At 56.2% G+C, this 26,116-nt stretch carries 16 protein-coding genes; 6 read left to right on the forward strand and 10 right to left on the reverse strand.

What is annotated here, in order from left to right; genetic code table 11:
* Positions 1-6: 6 nt before the first annotated feature.
* The gene (locus J4D97_RS01385; protein ID WP_347879313.1) at positions 7-1,320 is read right to left on the reverse strand and encodes a glycosyltransferase family 4 protein; all 1,314 of its coding nucleotides are present in this window, start codon (positions 1,318-1,320) and stop codon (positions 7-9) included.
* A gap of 243 nt (positions 1,321-1,563) precedes the next feature.
* Between J4D97_RS01385 and ffh the strand changes: the two genes are divergently transcribed.
* Entirely contained in the window at positions 1,564-2,922 is a 1,359-nt protein-coding gene (gene ffh, locus J4D97_RS01390) for a signal recognition particle protein (protein ID WP_208306050.1), read from the forward strand.
* Between the two features lie 75 nt (positions 2,923-2,997).
* Here the strand turns inward: ffh and J4D97_RS01395 are convergent, their stop codons facing one another.
* The 4 genes from J4D97_RS01395 to J4D97_RS01410 form a co-directional block, all read right to left on the reverse strand.
* Positions 2,998-5,913, reverse strand: coding sequence for a heparinase II/III domain-containing protein (locus tag J4D97_RS01395; RefSeq protein ID WP_208306051.1), 2,916 nt, complete (start codon positions 5,911-5,913; stop codon positions 2,998-3,000).
* Positions 5,914-6,069: 156 nt separating this feature from the next.
* Positions 6,070-6,546, reverse strand: a complete 477-nt coding sequence (locus J4D97_RS01400) for a nucleoside deaminase (RefSeq protein ID WP_208306052.1) — start codon at positions 6,544-6,546, stop codon at positions 6,070-6,072.
* A 139-nt stretch (positions 6,547-6,685) separates the two neighbouring features.
* The gene (locus J4D97_RS01405; protein ID WP_208306053.1) at positions 6,686-10,870 is read right to left on the reverse strand and encodes a T9SS type A sorting domain-containing protein; all 4,185 of its coding nucleotides are present in this window, start codon (positions 10,868-10,870) and stop codon (positions 6,686-6,688) included.
* Between the two features lie 685 nt (positions 10,871-11,555).
* On the reverse strand, positions 11,556-11,948 hold the full coding sequence (locus J4D97_RS01410; RefSeq protein WP_208306054.1) for a hypothetical protein: 393 nt from the start codon (positions 11,946-11,948) through the stop codon (positions 11,556-11,558).
* Positions 11,949-12,118: 170 nt separating this feature from the next.
* On the opposite strand from J4D97_RS01410, the gene J4D97_RS01415 reads away from it, so the two are divergent.
* A complete protein-coding gene (locus J4D97_RS01415) occupies positions 12,119-12,853 on the forward strand; it encodes a class I SAM-dependent methyltransferase (protein WP_208306055.1) in 735 nt (244 codons plus the stop codon).
* A gap of 152 nt (positions 12,854-13,005) precedes the next feature.
* On the opposite strand, the gene J4D97_RS01420 is transcribed toward J4D97_RS01415, so the two are convergent.
* Positions 13,006-14,205, reverse strand: coding sequence for an anhydro-N-acetylmuramic acid kinase (locus tag J4D97_RS01420; protein ID WP_208306056.1), 1,200 nt, complete (start codon positions 14,203-14,205; stop codon positions 13,006-13,008).
* A 143-nt stretch (positions 14,206-14,348) separates the two neighbouring features.
* Here J4D97_RS01420 and J4D97_RS01425 point away from each other — a divergent pair, with 143 nt between their 5' ends.
* The 3 genes from J4D97_RS01425 (at position 14,349) to J4D97_RS01435 (ending at position 19,336) form a co-directional block, all read left to right on the forward strand.
* Positions 14,349-17,408 carry a SusC/RagA family TonB-linked outer membrane protein gene (locus J4D97_RS01425; protein ID WP_208306057.1) on the forward strand — a complete coding sequence of 1,020 codons (3,060 nt, stop codon included), beginning with the start codon at positions 14,349-14,351 and terminating at the stop codon, positions 17,406-17,408.
* A gap of 19 nt (positions 17,409-17,427) precedes the next feature.
* On the forward strand, positions 17,428-18,765 hold the full coding sequence (locus J4D97_RS01430) for a RagB/SusD family nutrient uptake outer membrane protein (RefSeq protein WP_208306058.1): 1,338 nt from the start codon (positions 17,428-17,430) through the stop codon (positions 18,763-18,765).
* Positions 18,766-18,886: 121 nt separating this feature from the next.
* The gene (locus J4D97_RS01435) at positions 18,887-19,336 is read left to right on the forward strand and encodes an acyl-CoA thioesterase (RefSeq protein ID WP_208306059.1); all 450 of its coding nucleotides are present in this window, start codon (positions 18,887-18,889) and stop codon (positions 19,334-19,336) included.
* A gap of 152 nt (positions 19,337-19,488) precedes the next feature.
* On the opposite strand, the gene J4D97_RS01440 is transcribed toward J4D97_RS01435, so the two are convergent.
* From J4D97_RS01440 to J4D97_RS01450, 3 genes are all read right to left on the reverse strand, one after another.
* The gene (locus tag J4D97_RS01440) at positions 19,489-20,028 is read right to left on the reverse strand and encodes a DinB family protein (RefSeq protein WP_208306060.1); all 540 of its coding nucleotides are present in this window, start codon (positions 20,026-20,028) and stop codon (positions 19,489-19,491) included.
* 261 nt (positions 20,029-20,289) lie between these two features.
* The gene (locus tag J4D97_RS01445; protein WP_208306061.1) at positions 20,290-21,273 is read right to left on the reverse strand and encodes a pyruvate dehydrogenase complex E1 component subunit beta; all 984 of its coding nucleotides are present in this window, start codon (positions 21,271-21,273) and stop codon (positions 20,290-20,292) included.
* 162 nt (positions 21,274-21,435) lie between these two features.
* Positions 21,436-23,241: a hypothetical protein gene (locus J4D97_RS01450; protein WP_208306062.1), complete on the reverse strand. Its 1,806-nt coding sequence runs from the start codon at positions 23,239-23,241 to the stop codon at positions 21,436-21,438.
* A gap of 162 nt (positions 23,242-23,403) precedes the next feature.
* Here J4D97_RS01450 and J4D97_RS01455 point away from each other — a divergent pair, with 162 nt between their 5' ends.
* A complete protein-coding gene (locus J4D97_RS01455) occupies positions 23,404-23,622 on the forward strand; it encodes a PspC domain-containing protein (protein WP_185283241.1) in 219 nt (72 codons plus the stop codon).
* A gap of 64 nt (positions 23,623-23,686) precedes the next feature.
* On the opposite strand, the gene J4D97_RS01460 is transcribed toward J4D97_RS01455, so the two are convergent.
* Complete coding sequence (locus J4D97_RS01460) at positions 23,687-25,987, reverse strand: GH92 family glycosyl hydrolase (RefSeq protein ID WP_208306063.1); 2,301 nt, start codon at positions 25,985-25,987, stop codon at positions 23,687-23,689.
* Between the last annotated feature and the right edge of the window lie 129 nt (positions 25,988-26,116).

Genomic DNA, 26,116 nt, shown 5'->3' on the forward strand with positions numbered 1-26,116 from the left:
GCGCCCCTACAGCAACTCTACCAACTGCTCCGTGAGGGCGCGGCGGGAATAGCGCGTATGGGCATTGCCTGGTAAATCCAAGTTAGAAGTAGTCTGCCACTGGGCTACCAGATTTTCCAGATAGGCCAGCATAGCCGCGTAATCCAGGTAGGGAAAGGCCTGGCCCGCGCCGCACTGACGCAGAATATCATCGGCATCGGAGCCGGCTGGACCCACGCAGATAATAGGCTTGCGGGCTGCCAGGTACTCAAATATTTTTCCGGGCAAAATGCCCAGATTGTTCGGCACGTCGGGAATGGCCATCAGTAGCGCCGTGCTCCGCAGCAAGTACCCCACCGACTCCTGGTGCGGCACAAAGGGTAGGAACTCGGTGCGGTCGGCCAGGCCGGCCACGGCTACCTGTTGCCGCACGCCCTCCGATACCTTGCCCACAAAGCGCAACCGTAGCGGCACCGTGGGGTAGCGTTGGGTGCAGGCGGCCACGGCGCGCAGCAGTTCCTGCACGTGGTAGGTTTCGGAGATGGTGCCGGTGTGGGTAATCAGCAGCGCGTCGATAGGAGGGGTAGAGGGCTGGCGGAAGTCGCTCTCGTCGTAGCCGTTCGGGATGACGTGGAACTTACTTGGTTCTAGCCTCTTCGACTTACCCAGGAGCAGGCGGCGCGTGTCAGGGCTGGTGGTGAGCACCACGTCGGCGTGCTCTAGCACTTGGCGTTCGTAGCGGGCATCGAGCCAGCGGGCGAGAGCCGTTTGATGCAGCTCTTGCTGATAGTAAATATCGGTCCACGGGTCGCGCATGTCGGCTACCCAACGTAGGCCGTAGCGCTTTTTCAGTTCTAAGCCAATGAGTTGGGTGGAGTGAGGCGGCGAGCTAGTGAGCACCGCATCAAACTTTTCTCCCTGGGCCAGCAGCTGCGCCACCGCCCGCAGGGCATGGCGGTTCCAGCCCCGGCGCGGGTCGGGTAGGAAGAAATTGCCCCGTACAAACTTGAACAGGCGCTGCGTGAAACTCGTTTTGCTTTCGTTGGCAAAGCCACCGTACGGAATCTGCTCTCGCCGTGTGAGCTTCTTGTAGCTGCCAAACGGCTCCGAGGTATCGGTGCGGATAACGCGCACACCAGCCGGCACCTCCGCCAGCAGCGACTCATCCAGCACAGGGTAGGCGCCGCGCTCGGGGTCTACGGTTACCACAGTAGGCTCCACGCCCAGCGCCGGCAGGTGCTTCACAAACTTCAAGCTCCGCTGCACGCCGGCCCCGCCAGAGGGCGGCCAGTAGTACGTAATCACCAGCAAACGAAGCGGACGGGGAGCAGATACGGGCACGGGATAGTTCAAATGGAGGCGCGAAGGTACGCAGCCGCGGCTTTCCGGGGTTTTCTGGCTAATTTTGTAGAACTTCTCATAACCTCCTATCTGTTTTGAGAAAGTTGGTGCTTCTGATACTTGCTTTTTTCAGGAGTTGCTGACTTCATATCATCACGGGTAGCCAACGAGAAATAGGGCAACGCAGCTTACCAACGCGGTTGCTGTTTGCCCTTCCTGTACCTCTGCATACTCTCCGATTTCATGTTTGATAATCTCTCTACCAAACTCGACCGTGCGTTTAAAACCCTGAAAGGTCAGGGTAGCATCACGGAAATCAACGTGGCCGCCACCGTGAAGGAAATCCGCCGTGCCCTGGTGGATGCCGACGTGAACTACAAGGTAGCCAAGGAAGTAACCGACAAAATCAAGGACGAGGCCATGGGCCGCGACGTGCTCATCAGCGTGTCGCCGGGCCAGTTGATGACCAAGATTGTCTACGACGAGCTGACCGAGTTGATGGGTGGCGAGAAGCAGGACATCGTGATTAAAGGCGAACCGGCTGTCGTGCTGCTTTCGGGTCTGCAAGGCTCGGGCAAAACCACGTTTGCCGGCAAGCTGGCCAACCACATTAAAAAGCAGAACCGCAACGTGCTGCTGGTGGCCTGCGACGTGTACCGCCCTGCCGCCATCGACCAGTTGAAGGTATTGGGCGAACAGATTGGGGTAGAGGTGTATAGCGAAGTGGAAAATAAAAATCCCGTTGAGATTTCGCAGAACGCCATTGCCTACGCCAAGCAGAACAACAAGAAGGTAGTCATCATCGACACCGCCGGCCGCCTGGCCGTAGACGAGCAGATGATGCGCGAGATTGAGCAGGTGAAGCGGGCCATCAACCCCTCCGAAACCCTGTTTGTAGTGGACTCCATGACCGGCCAAGACGCCGTGAACACCGCCAAAACCTTCAACGACCGCCTGAACTTCGACGGCGTGGTACTCACCAAACTCGACGGTGACTCCCGCGGCGGCGCGGCCCTCTCGATTCGGGCGGTAGTAGAAAAGCCCATCAAGTTCATCTCGACGGGCGAGAAGATGGAAGCGCTGGACTTGTTCTACCCCGACCGCATGGCCCAGCGTATCCTGGGCATGGGCGACGTGATTTCGCTGGTAGAGCGCGCGCAGCAGCAGTTCGATGAGGACGAGGCCAAGCGGATCAACCAGAAAATCCGCAAAAACCAGTTCAACTTCGACGACTTCCTGTCTCAGCTGGAGCAGATCAAGAAGATGGGCAACCTAAAAGACTTGGTAGGTATGATTCCCGGCATGGGCAAAGCCATGAAGGACGTGGACATTGACGACGACGCCTTCAAGCCTATTGAAGCCATCATCAAGAGCATGACGCCTAAGGAGCGCGCTCAACCTGAGCTGCTGAACGGTTCACGCCGCCGCCGCTTGGCTAAGGGTAGCGGCACGGATATTCAGCAGGTGAACAACCTAATGAAGCAATTTGAGGACATGCGCAAGATGATGCGTACCATGAACAAAATGAGCCAAACTAAAGGTGGCATGGCGCAAATGGCCAAGATGATGGGCGGCATGGGTAAGGGCGGCAGCAAGTTCTAGCAATTTGCCTACCTCTGCATAAAGCCAACACGGCCCGCATCCACTGGATGCGGGCCGTTGCTTTTTTGGTAGTATTTAGTGTGCAACAAGCACCCGTTGGGCCCTACCTATCGGTTGCCTATTGGCATCCGTGGCGCGTAGGATATAGAGGCCATTGGCCAGTGCTGCTACGCTGAGCTGTGTTTGCTGCCGGAAGTTGGTTTGCAAGACCTGGCGTCCTTGTTGGTCGAATAAGGTAAGGTGAATTTCGGCTGGTGAATCGGGGTAGGTCACCGTCAAAAAATCTTGCGCAGGTATGGGAGCTACGGTTAGAGTGCTGGGAGAAGCCGCGACGGCTACTATCGGCGAATAGCCAACGGTGCCGTCCTGATCCTGCTGTTGCAGGCGGTAGTACGTCAGGGTTTGGGGCGCAGTGGCATCGTGGTAGGCGTAGCGCTGCGCGGCGTTGCTGGTGCCGGCTCCGGCTACAGAAGTCAGGGTAGCAAACGTAACGCCATCGGTAGAGCGTTGGATGGCAAAGCCTCGGTTCTGACTTTCAATGGCAGTTTGCCAGCGCAGTTGCACGCCTACTTCCTGGCGTTGTGCCCCAAAGCTGGTGAGCACCACAGGTAGTGGTGTGCCGGGCGTGGTGGCAACCCGAAACTCGGTGGCTTCTGCCAAAGTAATGCGTAGCTGCTGCGCGGCCGCATCGTACTGATACTCCGCCATGCCGGTGCCCATTACGATTTGGGGTGCGGTAGCCATCGGCAGCATAAGAGTAGTAGCGCAGCTAACATAGCCGCCATACAGGTTGGTGCTCAGGCGTTGCCAGCTGATATCAGCCCGCCGCGACGACGCCAGCATAGTTGCTGACCCGTAGCGGATGGTCGTGCCCTGTTGAAGAAAGAGCTGGGCGAATTGATTGGCCTTATCTAGGGAATAAAAAGTCAATAGTCCATCGGCGCTAACGGCCTGGGGTAATAGGTCGCTTTCATCTTGGGCCAATACTGTATCAGCCTGCGCGAAAACTACATCCTGAAAATCAGAAGCTAATGCCAGGCCGGCAGTGGTAGACGTGCTGGTGGTGCTGGGGCTAAGAGTAGGCTGATCGGTATAGGGATACAGCGCCGCCAGAAACTGCGTTTGAGCGCTACCCTCCTTGCGCACGAGCAGGGTGGTGTGGTTCTCGGGTGTGTTGTAGGTGACTTCGTGGGCGCTGGTGGCAGTGGCGTAGCTAGTGGCACCCGCCGTGGCCGTTACGTGGGCCAGTAGCTGCACGCCGTTTTTAAGCCACGTGCCTTCATGGGCAGCCGGGTTGTTTTGGAAGGTGCCCGTGGTGGCGGTGCCGTTTTCCAAGCCATAGCCGTGCAACTGCCAGGTGTAAGCATGTGGCGCACTGGACTGCACGAAATCGGATAGCAAATAGTAGCTATTGCGCACAAACAGCGCCTTACGCGTCACCGTTGTGCCTGCATAAGCCGATTGCACTTCGCCATAGCTCAGCTTTTCAGTTTGAAAGGTGTGCTGCACGGTGCCCACGGCGCTAGTAGCATCCGAGGCGGGCCCAGCACCATCTACCAGCACCATGTTATGGCTGGTGGCTTCCTTCACCTCATTGCGACGGTCGAAGCTGAGGTAGCCGGCGTCCAGGGCCAGCAGCTGGCCGTAGGCGTGCAGCGCAAAGCTGCCTGCATCGGCGTGGCGGTGGCCGCCGGAGGTAGTGCGCGCTTGCTGGCTTTTGCCATACAAATGCAGGTAGGAAGCCAGCGAGTCGGAGCCGGAGCGGAAGATGAGGTTTCCGCTTTGGGGTAGAGCTGTGAGGGTAATAGATGGGGTAGGGGTAGGGGTTATGTTGGCGGCGAGGTAGGCGGCGCGCATGTCCACGGTTATGTCGCGGAGCTGAGCCGTAAGTGAATTCAGTTGGTTGGGCGCCAGTTTGCTCAGGTGCAGCGGGCGCACGTAGGCGGGGTTGCCAGTTAGTGCCAGCTCGGGCATGCCCATATCTACATAAGAGTCCTCCAAGGCTGGAAAGCGGCCATCAGGCATCAGAATAGCCGTTATCCATTGGTAGAGGCGGTCGTAACGCGGGTCGAAATATGGGTTAGGAATGGTGCGCGTGGTGCCGTTGAAGGTGTAAGGTAGGGCACCAGCCGGCAGAAAATGCCCCATGGCCCGAAAGAAGGGCAGACAGTTCAGAAACGCGTATTTGAAGTAATACGGTCCCTCGGCATAGCCCGCCGCCGCCGCCGGGTCTGATTGCCGTTGCGCATCCTGCCACAGCACGTTGTCGATGTTATACAGTCCGGTGGCAATCCAGGTAGCGGGTTGCTGGTTGGCTATGCTGCTGGTTGCGTCATTAAGTACTACCGCCGCCATGCCCAGGGCCGCCGCAGTCATCAGCGTGTGGTTATTCTTGATGGTACTATAGAACCTTATCCCAAAAAATGACGCCACGGATTGCGTTTGCAGGTTACCGGCAAACTTCTGCAATTTGGCCCGACTAGTAGTCAGCTCTTGTTCCGGAACCCCGGCCCCGCGGAGCAAATCGTAGGCTATCAGGTAGTCTATCAACTCCTTGGAGCGCCACTGCCAATCGTTGTACGATGGCCACGCCGACACTTGAAAGTTGAGGGTAGCCAGCAAGGTAGTGGCGTTGGTGAGCAGTGCAGCGCGTTCGTTGGCTGTGAGTGGTACCAACTCGCCAGGGGAGACTGGGCGTCGGTCCAGCAGCAGCACAAAGGCCGTGTTTTTAGCAAACGTAGCCCGGTCGCGCCGGCCATTGGTACTGGCCGTATCGGTAGGCGGTGCAGTGTTGATGCTGTTGAACAGCCCGCTATAGAGCACGTAGTTTGCCGATACAGTCAGGGACGTTCGCACGGCGGGCAGTTCGGCCGCTTTCAGCAGCGTGCGAGGGTAGGAAAAGTCTGCGTTGGCTGGCATCCAGCTGCCTTGCTGCGCCACAGCTTGGCATGCAAAGCACAGAAGGAAAAGATAAAGTAGAGAAGTTTTCAAGCTGGTCTGGTAGATAGAACGTTCAGACCATTTCGTATCAATTAGAAAGCCATAAAGCTGATTATTATGGTATTATAATAAGTTTAAACACGAATTACGGCTGGATGTAAAATATGATAAATTATATTTTACATCCAGCCGTGTAATCGGTTGAAGCTAATATGCTGTGCGACTCTCATGCCGCTGCCACGCCCGAAAGCCCTCAATCGCTTCGTCGGGTAGTACTTGCTCCATCGGAATGCTACGCTCGGCGAGAGGTTTTTCTATTTCGTCATAGATGAAATGGTCGTCGAAACCTACGGCGGCGGCGTCCTGTTTGGTGTTGCCATAGAAAACACGCTGAGGACGAGCCCAGTAAATAGCGCCCAAGCACATGGGGCACGGCTCACAAGAAGTGTACAGGTCACACCCATCCAACTGGTGCGTGCCCAGTGCCGTGCAGGCTTTCCGAATAGCATCTACCTCGGCATGGCAGGTAGGGTCGTTAGTACTAGTCACTTGGTTGAAGCCGCGGGCAATGATCTGCCCATCTTTTACCACCACGGCGCCAAATGGCCCGCCGTGGCCAGCCTGCATTTTTTCAATAGAAAGGCGAATGGCTTCGCGCATGAACTCGGGTCGGGGAGAATCCATCAGGATAAGAAATCAGAGAAAACAGATGTAGTAAAACAGCGTTGTTCTATCCTTAAAAGGGGCAGAAGCAGGCCAAAATGCACAAAAAAAGCGGCCCGGCAAGGTGCCGGACCGCTTTTCAACCTGTCAGCAGGGTAGACTAGTTCCGTAGCAACGGCAGCGTTACGCTGGTGTTAGCTCCGCGCACTTGCACTAAATAGGTGCCCATTGGCAGCTCAGCCACGGAGAGTTGGTGCTGCTGCTGGCCCGTCAGTGTCTGCTCACGCAGCACGCGGCCCGTCATATCTAGAATCCGTACCTGGTAGTTGCCGGCCGGTAGGCTCGTCAACTCCAGGGTGGCCTGCGCTTGGGTAGGGTTGGGATACACGCTAACGGTGGTTTCTAAAGCCGCTTCAAACCGGATGACTCGTACTGGGCTGTAGGTATCCGTGCCGTCGGTGTCTACCTGGTGCAGACGGTAGTACAGCGGGTGCCCGGCACTCAGGCGAGCAACGTTTGCATCGAAGTAGTGGTAAGTTTGGGTCTGCGTGCTGTAACCGATGCCTTTTACCGTACCAATACGGGCAAACACTTCTCCATCCAACGAACGCTCTACCTCAAACCGGTCGTTGTTCTTCTCCGAAGCCGTGCTCCACGTCAGCTGTGCGTCCTGCCGAACTGCGGCTACGTTGAACTGCTTCAGCTCGACGGGTAGGGGCTGGGCAATGATAATATCCTCAGCTGCCGAGCTAGTGCTCACGTAGTTACTGCCGGGTACGGCGGTGCTTGGCATGGCCGTATACATTGTACCTGGGGTTGCCCAGTTTGCGTCGCTGGTGCGAGTAGGGTCGGGGTACGACACTTGCACGCCCGACTGATACGGCGTGTTATTCACTGCTAAGGATGCCACGTCAGCTACGTACGTAATAGTGAGCGTAGAGCCTGCTGGCATTGTAATATTGCTGAACGTAGGCGTAGATGAGTCTGCCGTGGGCTGGGTGTATCGGTCGGAAACAGCCTGTCCGCGTCCAGCTACTGCTAGCAACTCAGTAACAGTGCCGTTGGCCGACGTAAGTTTCACTACTGCGCTACCTGCTTTGTATTTAATCAGACCGTTGGCCGTACCAGTTGCAGAACCACCAGTCGTACGGCTGGTGCCGTTGCCCATCGTCACCATCGCCGAAACATTGTTTGCCTGACCGCCCGAATTGGTCACCGTGATGGTGTAGATAGCCGGCTTAACGCCGGTGCTGCTGCGGCTGAGCTGCGGCGTGGAAGTAGTAAGCGAGGCAGTAAGCATGGGTAGGCAGCTGAAGTTGCTAGAGATGCCTGTAGGAATGCTGGTGGTCGTTGCTGCTTGCACAGTACCCGAAACGCCTACTACGCCGTTGGTCCCAACATTAACGCCACTTCCCAACGAGCCACCAGCTGCTGAGGTAGCTGCATTAAGAGTATTGTTGGCATAAATCCGGCCGCCGCCGCCGCCGCCGCCGCCACCTTTATACGAAAGTAGCGCCACAAGTGGGTTAGGATCAGATACTTTACCGCCATTGCCGCCGACAGTTGATACAGTAATATTAGATAGGCTAGTGGCTACCTGCGTGTTGATTACTACTGTGCCACCCGCACCGCCGCCGCCGCCGCCATTATAACCGCTTGCACCCGCGTTGCCATCGGCTTTAATTGTACCAGTGCCACTAACCGTGCCGGTACGCAGAATAATAATACCGCCGCCATTGGCACCGCGACTCGTACTTGGGTCAGTAGCGTTGGTGCTACCTGCACCGCCGCCGCCACCCAGATACAAGCGGCTAGAGGAGGCCAAGGAAGCGGCACGACCAAATTGCCCACCAATACCATCTAACGACAATGTTTGTCCTAGGCCTAGTATGCTACCATATTTGCCGCCGCTACCGCCGTTGCCGCCGTTGCCGCCGCCGCCGCCGCCAGCATTAGAAGAGTTTCCGTTGGCTGCTGCAGCATCGGTACCACCGCCACCGGCATTGCCAGGGGCACCTGCACCTACGCTACCATTTACGTAGCCTTCCACACCATTATCAAGGCCATCATTGGTAAAGCGGGGAGCGCCCGCGAAGCCTTCCCCCTTCGAGCCGTGGGCTCCGTCTGTGCCAGCAACGGCTACATTGTAGTAGTCGGTCTTAGTATAGCTTGCATTGCCCAGGTAGCGTTTGCCGGCGCCACCTCGGAAACCGCGCCCATTCATGTCCAATACTGCGTTGGTCGCAAACTTCGTCTCACCTGCTACATCTACCACTAGTACACCACCGGTAGTACCATCCCAGCTTAGGCCAGTAACAGTGCCATTGATGGTGAGAGATGCATATTGAGGAACCCGAATCACCTGAAAGCGCCGTTGACCGCCCGTTGCTGTTGTGTAATCTTGATTGGTATAAGTATTCTGCAATGCTGCTTGCAAAGGCAGGGTGCCATCCACAGCCACTGGGCCAGTAGCAATAGCGTACTCATATTGGCCGGCTGTGTGGCCAGTTGCACTAATGATATCAGTGCCATAAGTGGCGTCTCCGCTGGTCGTATTGATATCTGCGCCCTGCATCTGCATCACCAACAACAGGTCGCCAGCGGTAATAGGCGTGCCGGCAGTATTGCGCACTTGGCCTAGCTTGATGCTTTTCTTATCGGCTGCAACGCTCAGGCCTGGGTAGTAGGTGTTAGGCTGCGCGGTGCTGGTAAGCGTTACGGCGCCATCCTGGCCGGGCGCAGCGCAACCACTGGCTACATTGCTGATGCCTACAGTATTCGTAGTCAGTGCCGACGAGTTGTTGCCAAGGTTGAGGTCGGGCGTGGTGGCCGTAAAGTTTGTCGTGCCCGTTATGCTGCCGCTGGTGGGCAAGGTAAACGTAACCGCGTAGGTCATAGGAGCCGCGCTGCTTTCCAGGCTGGCAATGGCAGGAAACGTAATCAGGTTGCTGGCGCTTCTAGTGGCGCCGTCGGGCAGCACGATATTAGTTGCCGAGGTTGACAATTGCAACGTGGGTACTACGTTCAGAGCCGTTTCCCGACCGATGTTGAGAGTCGAAACAGTGTATGTAACCGATGCTCCCGGGTTTGCTGCTGTAGGGCCACTAATAGTAGTAGCTACATCGGCACCAGACACTACTACGGTAATATTGGCTGGGTTTGACTGGTAGGCGGGGCTAGTTTTACTACCTATTAGATCTTGCACCGTGTACGGAATCGTAACAATACCTGCATAAGTGCCGCTGGGTGTGAAGGTCACCTGCCCTTCGGTACTCACAATGAAAGTGCCTTTACCAGCTACAGTATACGTTGATTGAATACCATCAGTAGAAGGGTCAAGGTCAACGCCGCCCGGCTTGTAGGTGCTGTATTGAAACAGGTCGTTGGCAATGACGCTAAAGGAAACTGGCTGATCATACCGGGTACCCGCCCTATCATCCATGGCAACCGGGGACTGTAACACAGCCAGGTTTCGGATTTCGTGATAGTTGGTGCTGCCCCCTGTGGAGCCGGCAAAGCCAATACGCAGGTTTGCCGGAGGCTTTGGCACTGTTACGTTCTCAATAGCTGTCTGAATAGCAGTGCCATGCTGTATTTGTACACGTATTTTATAGGTGCCATCAGGTTGGGGCACCACATCGATGTAGGCACGGCGGTAGTTTGGGTTTTGCGGATCTGTTACGCGTTCAGTTGAATTGACATCTAGGCTGAAGGGTAGTCTGCCGTTACCTGCTAAATAAGGATAGTCAGTAGTACTTGCTGCATCCTGTCCTGAACCAGAACCACGGATAACAACAGCATCTGGTACAACACCCGGTCCGCCTACACGACCTTCAGTACCACTTGAGAAGTTGCCAAACTCATCCAAGCCAATGCCGATATAGCCATTTGGAACGCCCTTATTAATAGGGGTAATATTTCTCTGTGCGTAGCCTAAAGCACCGCCAGATGCGCCACTGGTAAAATTTGTAGAAGAAGTTTTGTCGGCATCAATCAGAAACACTGAGAAACCATCAGCACCTGTTCCACCATAAGAAAAGAACTCAAACGAAATACTAAAACCAGAGGGTGCCGGAAAGCTAAAGTCGTCAATTGCAAATCCAGCTTCGTGCGTATTATTACTAGTAAGGCGTAAAACGCCATCAGTACTAGTAGTGCTAGTACCGGTAAGCACAGCGTTACCGCCTACCCTGAAGCCAGAAGCAGCGTTAGTGGTAAAGCTAACCTGGCGCGGAAACTGAGCGAATACCGTTGTGCTGGCTAGTAGTAGCACCAGCAGGGTCAATAGTTGCCTGATGCGTGCAGTACTGTGCAATACATACGTATCGAGTATCTTTCTTTTCATAAGCGTGGTGGATGAAGCGTAGTGGAAGAATGTTGGAAGCGTTTGACAAAAGAGCAGGAAGTAGACAGCAGCATTATTGCTATGAGGGAGTAGAAAGCATAAAACATAGCGTAGGAAAAAGGCGTCGTATCGGTTATCATCTACTGTGAAGCTGCTGGTAGAAGGAAGTTAATGCTGCATTGAAATAGTGTATATGATTGATTGTATTTTTAATATATTCACATTCTATATTATAGAATTTTTTCCCATATTTAGAATACTTAGAAATGGTATTTTTAAATTATATTTTATACATACTTATCTGTTTCATAAACATATATAAAAAATGTGTTTCAAATACAGGCGGATCTAATCAAATATAATTCCTGACTATGCCGGGATGAAATGTAAATTGAATAATTGTATTATATAAATAAGAATGCTGGGAATATTTATATTTATAAGAACCCTATTTTTTGGCACGGAGATTGACAATACCTATCACGAAAGAATAGTTTTTAGGTGTTTTGGTTGTGGGAAAGAGCGGAGCCGTTGGTTCCGCTTTTTTTATGCTTGATTGGGTCGTTTCCTGATATGGGAGCTATTCTTAAAGCAATAAGTAAAAGCCCCGTTGCTTCTGTATTATCTACAGGAGTAGCGGGGCTTTTACTTATTGAAGCAGGTGGGGTAAGAAAAAGCAGATTTATTAATGCACGATACGCAGCTCGTACTCTGGCGTATTTGTCGCAGAACTAGGTAAGCGGAACGCCCCTACCCGGCTAGGACCATAGCCTAGGTTTACCTTTATAAACTCGTCTCGCACAGGGAGCATCTCCACAATCTCACGGCGCAGGGCGTCTAGGTCGGCACGCGTGTTATCCAGCGCCTGCTGCACTTCGTTGGTTTCCTGATCGAAGCTACCCGTGGCGGGACGCTGCTCAAACGAATCGTTGGGGCCAGGTGCAGCGGCATGGTCGATGGGCAGGTTGGTAGCCTGCGTGGCAGCCCGGCGAAATTCCTGCTCGGCTTCGAGGTAGGCGTTCAGTTTTTCTTCGAGGGGTAGCAGATTGGGATTCAGGTAGTCGAGGTTGCTGGCCATGGCCGGAGGAGTATAATGTAGGAGTGAGTGTACTTCTCGCAAACGCAACGTGCCCGGCGAAGGATACAGCAACCCGCAAAAGTGCAGGCGCACTCGCGCAACGCGGCGTAACTTGCGGCCTCGGATGGGAATAGTTCTTCTATCTCCTGCCGCGTCTTTTGCCTACTTCTATGCCTTCTTCTCCTGCCTCTGCCCACGACCCCATGGGCCACGCTCTGCTCGACTTTCACCACGGCCAAACAGCCGCTACACTTACAGTGCACAGCAATGTAGCCGAAGACGAGCCCCTACCGGCTAGCTATCTGTTTCGTACCCTTTGGGAAATGCCTGAGCTAGAGCGCACCGCTCTGGAAGCCTGCCAGGGTAGGGTATTGGACTTGGGCGCCGGTGCCGGCTGTCACGCACTAGAATTGCAACAGCGCGGTTATTCGGTGAAAGCCCTAGATGCCTCGCCAGGCGCAGTGCAAGTGATGCAGCAGCGCGGCGTGCAGCAGGTAGCTTGCCACGACCTGTTCGACCCTATTCTCACCAACGACCTACCCTATGATACCATCCTGATGCTGATGAACGGCCTGGGGCTGGTGGGTACTCTCGATGGCCTCGAAAAATTCCTGATACACGCTCGTGCCCTGCTGGCACCCGGCGGACAAATCCTGGCTACCTCTGCTGACATTGCCTACCTCTACGAGGATGAGGAAGGCGCTCTGGTTATCAACCTCAACGGTCCTTACTACGGCGAGGTAGAATATAGCATGAGTTATAAGGAGGAAACCGGCGCGCCCTTCCACTGGCTGTTTGCCGATGCCAGCATTCTACAAGACTACGCCGAAGCCGCCGGCTACACCGTCGAATTCTTGGACCACGACGAGCAGGACCAGTACTTGGTTCGCCTTACGCTGCTGTAAGATTGTGAGGTGGTGAGTAAAAAGACGTGTGTCATCCTGAGCACAGCGAAGGACCTTGTGCCCGTTGAACGAGTCGTTGTTATGATTGTCGTTCTATTGTGATAAGGTCCTTCGCTGCGCTCAGGATGACACACGTCTTTTTACTCATCACCTCACCAAGCAAAAGAAATCTTACCCATACTCACGGCAGGATTGCCAGCTTGGCCGCCCTGAAAGGTTTCTGGCGTACCAGCCAGCGCTTCGTTGGCTAGTACGGCAAATAGTACGGCTTCTTTGGCATCAGGCAGGATGCCCAGCTCATCGGTGGTGGTGAAACGGCACTGAGGTAGGCGCTGGCGTAGCGCGGCCATCAGCACGGGATTGTGCATACCGCCACCGCTAGCGTAAACAGTAAGATTGGGAACAGGAAAGCACCGCTCCAAAGCCCGCACGATGCCCTCGGCGCTGAATTGGGTGAGGGTAGCCAGTAAATCGTGGGGCGAGAGAGCCAGTGTGCCGCTGCGCGTCTGTGCTTGCTGCACATACTCTTTATTGAATAGTTCGGGGCCAGTAGTTTTTGGAAAATCAGCCTGAAAGAAAGGATGGTTGAGGAGGGCGGCCAACAAGGTTTCGTGCACTTGGCCTTGGGCGGCCAACGCGCCGTTGGCGTCGTAGCTGAAGGTAGGGAAGTAGTGTTGTGTGAAAGCGTCGAGCAAGGTGTTGCCGGGACCAACATCGGTGGAAAATATTTCGGCTAATTGCAGGGAACCAGGTAAATAAGTGAAGTTGGCAATACCACCCATGTTCAGTAAGATTCGGTCCTCGCCTTGCTGTGAAAACAGAAGGTAGTCGCCGTACACGGCTAGGGGTGCACCCTCGCCGCCTGCGGCTAGGTGCTTTTGTCGGAAGTCGCTGAGGGTGAGGATACCCGTGCGTACGGCCACGTGGTCACCGTCGCCGAGTTGGAGGGTAGCATTGGGAAAATCGGGGCGGCCGTGCTGGTGGCGGGGCGCGTGGTAGACGGTCTGGCCGTGGCTTGCGATGCAGTCGACTTCGGTAGGCGCTACCTGCCACTGGCGCAGGCAGTCCAGCACCATATCGGCGTGTAGGTTGCCAATCCAGGGGTGTAGCAGGCACAACTGCTCGAAGCTGATTTCGGCCTTCGCAAACACCTGCCTAATCTGTTTTTTCACTTCCTCGGGGTAGGGCACTGTGTGGAAATGCTCCACCTGCACCCGCGTGTGGAGGCCGTTTCCCTCGCACCGGCACAAGGCCACATCCAACCCATCGAGAGAGGTGCCCGACATCAGGCCGATGATCCGACGTGCGGGCTGTTGGGCAATACGGAGGAGGTGAAGTAGATTAGGATTCATGAAAAAAGGAGGAAGGAAGTACCGGGAAAGCGCTGCAAGAAAAGGCAAAACCACTTACATTGAGCAATTGACTGAGAATGTACGCCATACAGTAGTGGCTCACGCAACCAGTTTATCTTTCTTTCACCCCAATCTTTTACTGCATGACCAAACACTACGCTTCCCTTTCCAAAAGCTTAGGCAGTCCGCCACGGAGGGCTGCCGGTTGGTGGCTGCTGCTATTGCTACTTAGCAGTATGCCTGCCTGGGCGCAGAACACTACGTATACCATCCGAGGCACCGTTACGGATATTTCGAATAGCCAGGGTGTGCCGGGCGCCACGGTGCGCCTCACGGGCACGGTGCTGGGCGGCGCTACCAACGCAGACGGCGTCTACGACCTGCGTGCGGCCGTTGCGCCAGGTACGTATCAATTGGTAGTCAGCTCGGTAGGCTACGCCAACAGCACCCAAACCATTACGCTGGGTGCCGACCCTACCGTTACGGCCAATGTGCAGCTGCGGCAGGACCTCATCGGACTGAAAGAAGTGGTGGTGACGGGTACCTCCATAGCCACTAGCAAGCAGCAGCTTGGCAATGCCATCAGCACGGTAGGCGGGCGCGAGCTGACGGCCGGTGCCCCTACCCAGATTGACCAGGCCTTGCAGGGCAAGATAGCCGGCGCACAGATTTCGCAGAACTCGGGCAACCCGGCCGGGGGTATTTCGGTGCGCCTGCGTGGCACCAGCACGGTGTTGGGCTCATCGGAGCCACTATATTTGGTGGATGGGGTGATTATCAACAACGATTCGCCGGCGCTACTAGACTTGGGTGGCTATGCGCAAAACCGCTTGGCCGATATCAACCCCAATGATATTGAACGGATTGAGGTGATTAAAGGCGCCGCTGCCGCTGCTATCTACGGCTCTAGGGCGGCCAACGGGGTCGTGCAGATTTTTACGAAACGCGGCAAGGAAGGCAAGCCTTCCGTTACGGTTTCCAGCGAGTTCATCGTGTCGAAACTGCGCAAGAAGCTGGACTACAACCGGTACCCGTTCCGCTTTGCCAACACCACTGCTACCGACTTGACGCAGGTGCCCGTGGAGCGCTACGACTACCAGGACCAGATTTTCCGGACGGCCATCGGCACCGAAAACTACGCGTCGATATCGGGCGGCAACCAAAGCACCAAGTACACGCTGTCGGGCTCCTACTTCAAAAACCAGGGCATCATCGATGCTACTGATTTCAACCGCAACACCGGCCGCGTGCGCCTGCAACAGACGCTCACCAACTGGGCCAGCATTTCGGGCGGCGCCAGCTACACGCTCAGTACCAGTAACGAAGTGCCCAACGGCGGCATCAATGAGGCCTATGGGGCGCTAACGGGCTTCATCTTCAGCAACAACTTCATCAACCCGCAGCCCAATGAGGCCACGGGCGTCTACCCCAGCACCACGCCTACCAGCATCGTAACGCGCACGAATCCGCTGGAGGCCATCAACCGGTTTAAGTTTCAGCAGCGCACCTCGCGCGTGATTGGCGATGTTCAGTTAAACCTCACGCCCTTCGAAGGCTTTACCGTAGACAACGTGTTTGGTTTTGATACCTACACGCAGATTGGTACGGCCTTTATTCCGCCCGGCAACACTACGCCTACCTACTCGGCCGGCTATGCTCGCCGCGGCGACCAAACGGTGCTGCAATACAACAACGACCTGACCCTAGGCTACCGCCGTACCTTCGCCGACTGGCTGGAGTCGACTACTTCGCTGGGCGGCACCTGGCAGTACGACCGCACTATGCTCACCAGTATTGCGTCGCAGCAATTGGTGACGGGGGTAGAGGTGTCTACGGGCGGCACGTATCTGGCCAACGACTATCGGGCCGAGCGCCGAATAGAAGGCTATTTCTTGCAGCAAACCTTTGGGTTGGGTCAGCGCCTATACCTCACAGGCGCCATTCGCTTCGATGCCGCCTCACCCTTCTACGACAACCTCAACCAGGACCGCAACTGGCAGCGCTACCTCAAAGCCAGTGGTTCCTACCTCCTCTCAGAAGAGAAATTCTGGAAAGAAGGCCGCTTGGGCGAACTGGTTCCGCAGGTGAAATTGCGCAGCTCTTGGGGCCAAGCCGGCAACCTCACGGCCCTAGACCCCTATGGGCAATATACATTGTATGCGCCGGTGAGCTTAGGCGGACAGCAGGGGCTGTATCCAGGTGCCCGCCTGGGCAACCAGCTGATCCCGGAGCGCCAACGGGAGTTTGAGTTGGGCTTCGATATCGGTTTGTTCAACAACCGGGTAGGGCTAGAGGCCACGTATTTCGATAAACACGTGACAGACCTGCTGCTCAACCGCACGCTCTCACCCAGCACAGGCTACCTGAACCGCAACGAAAACGTGGGTACCATGGACAACCGTGGGGTAGAGTTGCTAGTCCGCGCTGTGCCTGTTCAAACATCTAAAGTGCTCTGGAATATTACGGGCACCTTCACCCACAACCGCAACGAGGTGAATGGCATAGAAGGCAATGGCGTATTGCCCTTCGATGGCGGGTTTGGTCAAGTGGCTGCTGTAAATGGTCAGCCTGTGGGTGTGTTCTATAGCACCTACTTTGCCCGTAACCCCGACGGCTCTTTACTGCTGAACGCGGCCGGCCTACCCCAACGCGAGCTGGGTGTGAACGGGGTGCCTCAGCGCAACGCGGCTGGCCAGCCTACTGGCTCCGTGCTCAACAAAGTCATTGGCAACCCCAATCCCAAGTACCTGGCCTCGCTGATTAACGAGGTGACGGTGAACGAGAAGCTCTCCTTCCGGGTGCAGCTAGACGCGGTGCAGGGCTTCGATGTGTTCAACTTCACGCGGCGTGTGGGCGACCGGGACATCTACGGCGGCCTAGCCGGCTACGAAGCCGAGTTGCGTGGCGACGTACCCAAGGGCACCAGCGCGGCGCTGTTTGGCATCTTTGAAAACTGGATTGAAGACGGCTCCTTCGTGAAAGTGCGCGAGGCTTCGGTGAGCTACCTATTTGCGCCGAAGTTTCTGGGATTGAAGAATATACGCGCCACCGTGACGGGCCGCAATCTGTTCGTATTCACAAACTACAGCGGCTACGACCCCGAGATAAACGCGGCCGGCCAGAGCACTGTAGTGCGCGGCTTCGACTTCGTGGAGGTGCCCATTCCGCGCACCGTGCGCCTAGGCCTGAGTGCTTCCTTCTAACCTGCTGATTTTCTTCTTGATGAAACGCTATAGAACCCGATTGGCCGCACTGGCGGCCGGCAGTCTGCTGCTGCTCACAGCGCCCGGCTGCGACCTTAACATTCCGAACCCCAATAGCCCCTCCGACGCCGTGGTGCTCACCACCCGCGACGGCCTGCTGGCCCTGAGCGTGGGCATGCGACAGTATTACGCCAACAACACACTGGGCTCCGTTATTCTGGGGCCGGGCGCTACCACCCGCGAGCTACGCGGCGTGGCTACCTTCACCAGCGTGCTGGAAATTGAAACCGGCACTGCCGCCCTACCCAACTTCAACAGCTACGTGGGCAACCTCTGGTCGCAGCTCTACCGGGTGATGTCGATGGCCGAGGACTTGCAGGCCAACGCCCCTACCGTGCTTAGTGCCGACCCCGCCACCCGCGACGCGGTGCTGGCCCACGCCAACCTATTCAAAGCTATTGCGCTGGGCACGCTGGCGCAGAATTTCGAGCAGGCCCCGCTTAATTCCGACCGTTCAGGCCAAGCCACGTTTGTGCCGCGCACCCAACTGCTGGCCGAGGCCATTCGCCTGCTCAACGAGGCCCAACAACTCATTACGACCACCGCGCCCTCGGCGGAGTTTACCACCAAAGTAACGGCGGGCACGCTGGACCTGGCTAATACTATCAATGCCCACCGGGCGCGCTACAACCTGGCCGCTGGCAACTACGCCGCGGCCGCCGCGGCCGCCGCGTTGGTAAACCTGGGAAGTAAGTCGGCCTTCGTCTACAACGCGCAGAATCCCAACCCAATTTACCAAAGCATTGTGTTTGGTAGGAATTTCCGGCCGCGCAACCTGTTTGGCCTACCCGCTCCACTGGTCAACCGCCGCGATGCCCGCCTGAGCTTTTACCTAACCAATCCTACCAATGTGGTGCAAGACCCGCTGCTGGGCAGCGATACGCTGCGCTCGGTGGCCGGTTTTTTCGCGTTGCAGAATACCTCCATTCCCGTCTATCTGCCCGACGAGATGCGCCTGATTCAGGCCGAAGCCATTGTGCGCCAGAACGGCGACCTAGCTCAGGCCGTAACGCTCATCGACGCCGTGCGCACCCAGGCCCCCAGTGACGACGCGTTTGGGGTAGGGGCCGCGCTGCCCGCTTACGCTGGCGCCGTAACTGCCGATGCCCTGCTCACGGAAATTTACCGGCAGCGGGCCGCCGAATTATTCATGACTGGCCTGCGCCTACCCGACAGCCGCCGTCTGGGACGCCCAGCGCCACCCGCCGCACTCATCGAGCGCACCCGCAACTTTTATCCTTACCCCCAGCAAGAACGTTTGACTAACCCCAACGTACCTGAAGATCCGGCTATTTAGCCAGGGTAGGCAACGAAAGTTTATTTCAAGAAAAACAGCCTCGTCGGAAACCCGACGGGGCTGTTTTTTGAACAACCAGAATACTTCCCCGTTTTACTCCCCAACATTCTCTTCTGTATCTATGCCCGCCTACGAAAAAACCTACACCGCCCTCTGGGCTGATATGGACCCCAACGGCCACATGCGCCACTCGGCCTACACCGATTATGCCGCCCACACGCGTCTGGAATATTTGTCTGAAGCGGGCTTCACGATGCAGTATTTCGCGGAGCACCAACTGGGGCCAATTCTGTTCCGGGAAGACACGCGTTTCATGCGTGAAGTACGTCTGGGCGAGTCCATCACGGTGTCATCGGAAGTGGCTGGCTTGAACGCAGACGGCTCGCGCTGGCGCATCATCCACACCATTCGCAAGCCCGATGGGGTAGTAGTGGCCACCGTCACCGTAGATGGCGCTTGGTTGGACTTGCAGCGCCGCAAGCTCACAGTGCCACCCGCCGAGCTAGCCGCCGCTATGGCCAGCGCCGCCCGCCACGAGAGCTACCAGGATATCGTGAAAGAGGCGAAGTAGGAAAGAGAGCACATAATTACAGTTGTCATCCTGAACGCAGTGAAGGACCTTATCACGTGCGAACGAGCCGTTGTTATGACAGTCCCTCTAGCGTGATAAGGTCCTTCACTACGTTCAGGATGACAACTGTAATTCTATCTGCAATCCACAAATCACAACTTCACCACTTTTGCAATGCGCTCTAGCTGCTTCTGATGATGTAGCACATGATCTACCATAAAATCCAGCGTTTGCGCGATGGTGAGCATGCCCGAACGCGGGTGTCTGAAGATAGCGCGGCGCATTAGATGTTCCGGATATTCATTTAAAAGCTGCTCCAGCCGCCGCCGCACACTGGCCCATTGCTGGCGTAGCTCGGGGAGGGGCGGGGCCGACACAGGCATCTTGGAGGCGAGATAGGTGGGTGCCTTGAAACGCAGAAACGGCACCCGCAGCAGCACCCGTAACACCCGGCTGCGCAAAAAATGCCCTAGCCCAGCGTGTTGCAAGCCCTCGGCCTCCAGAACTTTCTTCTCTAGGTACTGATTGATGCCAGTTTCTGAAATCAGCAAGTGCTGCACCACCTGCGCCGCCGACCACTTCCCCGGTCCCGGCGACTGGTGCGCCCGCTCACCCAGCGCCTCCGCCGATTGAATTAAGCGTTCAGTAGCACGTTCCAGTTGCTCCAGGCGGATGCTCAGGCGGTAATTCATTGTGTAGGAAAAAGAGGGTAGGGCAGGAAATCAAAGAATAAAAAAGGCCGTCATTCCGAGCCTGTCGAGGAATCTCGCATGCAGCACTAATTTAGAGTATTAGCGGGAGCAGGCGAGATTCCTCGACAGGCTCGGAATGACGTTCTGCTGATAACTTCTATCGTTATACGTAACACAAAAGGACCTTATCTCAGCCGGACACGCCGTTCTGGTGAGATAAGGTCCTTCCTTCGTCAGGATGACGGGAGATTATATGCGCCTTTATTTCTCCGCGTACATCACGGATTTGATAGCCTTGATAGCCCGCGACACGTTCGGCAGCGAAGCCTCAATCAGGGTAGGGGCGTAGGGTAGGGGCACGTCGGCGCAGGTGATGCGCTCCACGGGGGCATCGAGGTGGTCGAAGGCGCGGCGCTGAATCATGAAGGCGATGTCGGCGCTGATGCTGGCGAGGGGCCAGGCTTCTTCCACAATCACGAGGCGGTGGGTTTTCTTCACCGATTCGATGATGGTATCGTAGTCGATAGGACGAACCGAGCGCAGGTCGATTACCTCCACGTCCACGCCATCTTTGGCCAGCTCTTCGGCAGCCCCAAAGGCTACCTTCATCATCTTGCCGAAGCTCACCAGCGTCACGTCTTTGCCTTCGCGCTTCACAGCGGCTTTGCCGATGGGTAGCAGGTATTCTTCCTCGGGCACCTCGCCCTTGTCGCCGTACATCTGCTCCGACTCCATGAAAATCACGGGATTGGGGTCGCGGATGGCCGATTTTAGCAGGCCTTTCGCGTCGTAAGGGTCAGAAGGTACTACTACCTTCAGACCTGGAGTGTTAGCAAACCAGTTCTCGAAGTTCTGCGAGTGCTGCGACGACAACATGCCGGCGCTACCCGTAGGGCCGCGGAATACAATGGGGCAGGAGTACTGCCCACCCGACATGGAGTAGATTTTGGCGGCCGAGTTAATCACTTGGTCAATAGCGACCAGCGAGAAGTTGAACGTCATGAACTCGATGATAGGCAGCAGACCATTGGCTGCCGCGCCTACCCCGATGCCGGCAAAGCCCAGCTCGGCAATCGGCGTATCAATCACGCGCTCCGGGCCGAACTCGTCGAGCATACCCTGGCTCACTTTGTAGGCGCCGTTATATTCGGCAACTTCTTCGCCCATCAGAAACACGCGCTCATCGCGCTGCATTTCCTCCGTCATGGCTTCGCGCAAGGCTTCCCGGAATTGAATAGTCCGCATAGACAGTAAATGACAACAATCAGAAAACAGAAAAACCGGCAATATCCGGCCCGTAAAGCTACGACTACTAGCCGGGTTGGGCAAATCGGATTAATGACCGCCCGCTTGTCATTCTGAGCATGTGGCTTAATGCGCCACATGCTCAGGATGACAGCTTATTTCCTACCGCACCGCTTCCAGAAATGCTTTCGACTTCGCTACCTCCGCAAATTCGAGGTCTTCCACGGCGCGGTTGGCATAGCTGCGGTCGAGCTGCACGGCTTGGCGGAGCAAGGTGCCCACGGCGGCTTCGTTACGTTGGCGGGCGGCTACTACGGCCAGGCAGTAATGCACCAGTGCGTCTTGGGAGCGCATTCCCTGCGCTTGCTGGTAAATGCTGGCCGCGTCGGGGTAGTTGCCTTTCAACAGATAGATGAGCGCCCGGTTCATGGTGTTTTGATACGATGAACCGGAGTAGCCCAGGCTGGCATAAGCATCACTGAGCTGGCCAACTTCAATTTCCAACGCTGCTTTATCAGCGAATACTTTTTCCAGCAACGGCCGCGGGCCGCCCAGCTTAATAGCATAGTCGTAGTTCTGGAGGGCCTCTAGCCGGTCGTTGGCGCGATGGTAGGCGGTGGCTACGTAGAAAAACTGCTGAGCCGTGGGGTTGCGGTGCGCGGCCAGCGTGAAGTTGACGGCCGCCCGGCGTAGGTAGGCCCGCCGCACTTTGTCAGTTGGCTCCTTCTCTGCGCGTTGCAATAGCACCACCGCTAGGTTGTGGTAGGACTGCCAGCTGCCCGTGGCCGCGGCCGACGTTTCATAGATGCGTTGCTTTTCGGCCAGCAGAGGTGTGAGCTGGGCCGAGTAGCGCAGCTCCTCGGGCGTGAGGGCATCCAGCTCAGTCTGCTTTTCCACTATCTTCTTGGAAAGCAGGTAAATTTCCGAATCGTAGCGTTTGGGGGCGGTGTACTTCACGGCCACCGTGCCGAAGCGCATCACCGGATAGATGTATTGCTCGATGTAGTCGAAGTAGCTGAGCTGGTGCAGGCTCTGCTCTTTCTGAGCGTAGGTACCGGGCGTATCGTTGATGAGCTGCACCACCGAATCTATCTGCGCAGGCTTAAGGGCCGAGCTTTGCACCTTTGTCAGGAACAGGTCCCAGCGGCGGTGGTAGGCCTGGGTTTCGAAGTCGATGTTCTTGACTGCGTTGAGGTAGGAATCCGTGTCGACGCGGTGCTTGTAGTAGTCCAGCAGCACGCGCACGCGCTTGTCGGCTAGGTGCGGGTCGTGGCGGTCAAGGGAATCGGGTGAGTGACCGGCCGCAATCATCACCTTTTCGGTTTGCTGGTTTGCCTCAATGAAATCTTCCAACGCCGCTACGTTGGTGCCCAGGTAGTTGCGAATTTTAGCCTGGCCCGCATCAAAGAAAAACGGCAGCACCCTCGTGCCGCTCATATTGTTGTCTATCGACTCAGGTAGGAGGGCAATGGCCGTATCCTCGCGCACCACCAGGCGGTCCGTCGTTACGATGCCGCGGGCCGCCACAAAAGATTTGCCGGGCAGCTGCTTGCCGCCTGGCTTCAGCTCGCGCGCCACGGGCAGCACCACCAACTCGCCCGGCGACTTGCGCTGGGCGTACGGAAACGACAACTGCCGCCGAATGACCAACTGGTTTTTTACCGAGTCGTCGTATACGTACTCGCCCGAGATAAAGCGCAGCGTGCCTACCGTGTCTTGGTACAGGCCGTTGTTGTAGCGGTAGGCAAATTGCAACTGGTAGGCGGCGCCTTTGTGCAGGTGCTGGGCGGGCACTTTGGCCGTCACTTCAAACAGCACATTTTCGCCGTTGCTTTCCAGCACACTCGGCGCCACGCGCACTTGCTGCCCATTTTGCGCAACCTTTAGCATCCGGGGCAACGTACAACCCGGTAACACACAGACGGCTACGGTCAGCAAAGCAGGTACAAAGCGCAGCGAGTTTCTCATACGGTGAGGATAAAGCAGACGAAAGGTCGGTCAACAAACGCAAAAGCTTGCCTAAAGGCTGCGTTTTTGCCCGATTTGCGCAGTTGAGCTTGCGACCTGGCTGAAATACTGTTATTTTGACTTTCTGCTAGAGTACTATACACGCTTATCGAACGAGAAACCATGAGACGAATTACGGATTTCATCGAAAAGCAGAGCTTTGGCGTGTGCAACGCATTGGGAAACCGCTTAGGCTTTTCCCGCAGCAGCGTACGCCTGTCGTTTGTCTACGCATCTTTTTTCACGTTTGGCTCACCCATCGTGCTGTATTTCGTGCTGGCGTTCTGGATGAACGTACGCCAGGCCATGCGCCGCCAGCGCTACACCGTGTGGGATTTGTAGGCACACGTTATCTATTCGGCACCACTACTGAAAGGCCCGCGAAACGAATTTTGCGGGCCTTTCTTTATTTTTTCGATAGGGAAAAAGGGGCGTCGGCTGGGGAAAGGCCTCTGTCTAGTGCGGGCGTATCGGCCATCCGAAACGTCAGCTTGCCGCCTTTGGTCAGGTCGCCGTATGTGAGCCAATGGTGGGTGTAGAGTTGGCCGTTGAGCGTGGCCGACTGGATATAGACGTTGCGCGGCGAGTTGTCCTTGGCTTCAATGGTGAATTGCTGACCGTTTTCTAAGGTAAGGGTGGCCTTGGGAAAGGCCGGACTGCCCACCACGTACTGGTCGGTACCGGGGCACACGCTGTAGAGGCCCAGGGCGCTGAGCACGTACCAGGAGGAAGTCTGACCCTGGTCCTCGTCGCCGGGGTAGCCGTTTTCGGTGGCGTTGTAGAGCTTGCGCATCACTTCGCGCACGTGCTGCTGGGTTTTCCAGGGCTGCCCGCCGTAGGTGTAGAGGTAGGGCATGTGCTGAATGGGCTGGTTGCCGTGGGCGTACTGCCCCATGCCGGCCGCCACCATTTCCGTCATCTCGTGGATAGGCTTGTGATGGGTGCCTATATCTACCGTGCTCGGCAGCGTAAACACCGAATCGAGCTTGCTGGTGAACTTTTGCTTGCCGCCCAATAGGTTGATGAGGCCCTGCATATCATGAAACACCGACCACTCCCAGTGCCAGGCGTTGCCCTCAGTATAGGGGCCTCCCCACGCAAAAGGGTTGAATTTTTTTGTCCACTTGCCGTTCGGTTTCCTACCCCGCATAAAGCCCGTTTGCGGGTCGTACACGTTGCGGTAGTTGTACATCTGGCGAGCGAAAAAATCTTTGTAGAAAGTGTTGCCAACGGCGCTAGCCAATTGGTAGCCGCAGAAGTCGTCGTAGGCAAATTCCAGGGTCTGGGCCGTAGCCTGGCGGTATTTGGGGTAGGGTAGGTAGCCTAGCTCGTAGTACTCCGGCAAGCCATGCCGGCCGTTGGAGCGACCCCAGGGGCCTTTGTTGGTAGCCTCGTGGTGGTAGGCGCGCAACGCCTGTTCGGGGTCAAACGTACGAATGCCCTTCATCCAGGCGTCGGTGAGCAGGGAAATAGCGTGGTTGCCAATCATACCGCCCTCTTCGCCCGGAAACGACCACGACGGCAGCCAGCCACACTGCTCCTGCGCCGCCAGCAAGGCTTGCATGTAGCGGCCGTGCATAGTGGGGTAGAGCAGCGCGTTCAGCGGAAACTGCGCCCGGAAGGTGTCCCACAAGCCCGTATCCGTGAACATATACCCGTCGTGTAGTTGCCGGTCGTAAGGGCTGAAGTAGTAGGGTTTGCCCGTTTTGTCATACTCGTAAAACTGCCGCGAAAACAGGCTGGCCCGGAAAAAGCAGGAATAGAACGTGGCTTTATCCTCCTCGCTGCCACCTTCCACTTTAATCCGGCCCAGGTGCTGGTTCCAGATGGTGGTAGCGGCGGCTTTGGTATCGTCCAGATTTTCAAATTTGCCCAGCTCTGCTTGCAGCGTCACACCGGCTTGCTCGGGACTGATATAGGACGAAGCGGTTTTGGCCTGCACCGTGGCGCCGTCCGCAAAGCGGAGGTAGACGCCTACCCCTTCGCCGGCGCCCTGCTGCTGACCTTCCTGCACGGTATTCTTACGGTTTTCCCAAGTGCCGTAGGCTGTGAAGGGCTGGTCGAATACCACTTCTAGGTAGTTCTTGAGCGCGTTCCGGTTGTGTTTGTTGTTGCTGACGTACCCGGTTATTTTCCGCTCCTCCGGCCAGATCTTCAACTCACTGATGCCGGTATAGCCATCAAGCACCACGTAGCTGGCCGCGTTGGGAAAGTGAAACCGCAAGTGAGCGCCGCGTTCAGTAGGCGAAATTTCAGTGGTAATGTGGTTGGCGAGCGTTACTTTGTAGTAGTCGGGGCGGGCAGTTTCGTCGGTGTGCGAGAAGCCGGTGGCGCGGACGTCCTCGGCTACCACCAGCGGCCCGCTCACCGGCATAAAGGAAAATACGCAATAGTCGCGGGTCCAGGAGCTACACTGGTGCGCCTGCTGAAAGCCCCGGATGGTTTTTTTGTCGTACTGATATTTCCAGCCGCTCCCATTCTCGCCCGTTTGCGGCGTCCAGGTGTGCATACCGAAGGGTAAGGCCGTAGTAGGGTAGGTGTTGCCGCGAGTTAGATGTGCGTCGGAATTCGTGCCCTGCAACGTGTTTACGTAAGCCGCTAGATCTTTTTCGGGTGCTTGCGCCTGCGCTACGCCGCTGATTAGTAACAGCGACCAGACGAAAACGTGCTGTTTGGTGGCAATGCGTTTAAAATAACTAGAAGGCATAACGTGATAAAGATGAGTAAAGAAGGATGGCTGGAAAGTCTGGTTCCCAAACTGTCCTTCCAAACTTGTTGAGAAATCTTGCGTGCTGACGAGAGACAGTATCCATCATCAGCACGCAAGATTTCTCAA

It is taken from the genome of Hymenobacter defluvii, assembly GCF_017589435.1.
GTDB lineage: Bacteria > Bacteroidota > Bacteroidia > Cytophagales > Hymenobacteraceae > Hymenobacter > Hymenobacter profundi.

What these genes read in the sequence shown, in the direction of transcription:
- J4D97_RS01430 (WP_208306058.1), top strand. Translation starts at nt 17,428, where the DNA reads ATGAAACGCTATAGAACCCGATTGGCCGCACTGGCGGCCGGCAGTCTG.
- J4D97_RS01425 (WP_208306057.1), top strand. Translation starts at nt 14,349, where the DNA reads ATGACCAAACACTACGCTTCCCTTTCCAAAAGCTTAGGCAGTCCGCCA.
- J4D97_RS01400 (WP_208306052.1), bottom strand. Translation starts at nt 6,546, where the DNA reads ATGGATTCTCCCCGACCCGAGTTCATGCGCGAAGCCATTCGCCTTTCT.
- J4D97_RS01450 (WP_208306062.1), bottom strand. Translation starts at nt 23,241, where the DNA reads ATGAGAAACTCGCTGCGCTTTGTACCTGCTTTGCTGACCGTAGCCGTC.
- J4D97_RS01440 (WP_208306060.1), bottom strand. Translation starts at nt 20,028, where the DNA reads ATGAATTACCGCCTGAGCATCCGCCTGGAGCAACTGGAACGTGCTACT.
- J4D97_RS01410 (WP_208306054.1), bottom strand. Translation starts at nt 11,948, where the DNA reads ATGGCCAGCAACCTCGACTACCTGAATCCCAATCTGCTACCCCTCGAA.
- J4D97_RS01435 (WP_208306059.1), top strand. Translation starts at nt 18,887, where the DNA reads ATGCCCGCCTACGAAAAAACCTACACCGCCCTCTGGGCTGATATGGAC.
- J4D97_RS01460 (WP_208306063.1), bottom strand. Translation starts at nt 25,987, where the DNA reads ATGCCTTCTAGTTATTTTAAACGCATTGCCACCAAACAGCACGTTTTC.
- J4D97_RS01455 (WP_185283241.1), top strand. Translation starts at nt 23,404, where the DNA reads ATGAGACGAATTACGGATTTCATCGAAAAGCAGAGCTTTGGCGTGTGC.
- J4D97_RS01405 (WP_208306053.1), bottom strand. Translation starts at nt 10,870, where the DNA reads ATGAAAAGAAAGATACTCGATACGTATGTATTGCACAGTACTGCACGC.
- ffh (WP_208306050.1), top strand. Translation starts at nt 1,564, where the DNA reads ATGTTTGATAATCTCTCTACCAAACTCGACCGTGCGTTTAAAACCCTG.
- J4D97_RS01420 (WP_208306056.1), bottom strand. Translation starts at nt 14,205, where the DNA reads ATGAATCCTAATCTACTTCACCTCCTCCGTATTGCCCAACAGCCCGCA.
- J4D97_RS01415 (WP_208306055.1), top strand. Translation starts at nt 12,119, where the DNA reads ATGCCTTCTTCTCCTGCCTCTGCCCACGACCCCATGGGCCACGCTCTG.
- J4D97_RS01445 (WP_208306061.1), bottom strand. Translation starts at nt 21,273, where the DNA reads ATGCGGACTATTCAATTCCGGGAAGCCTTGCGCGAAGCCATGACGGAG.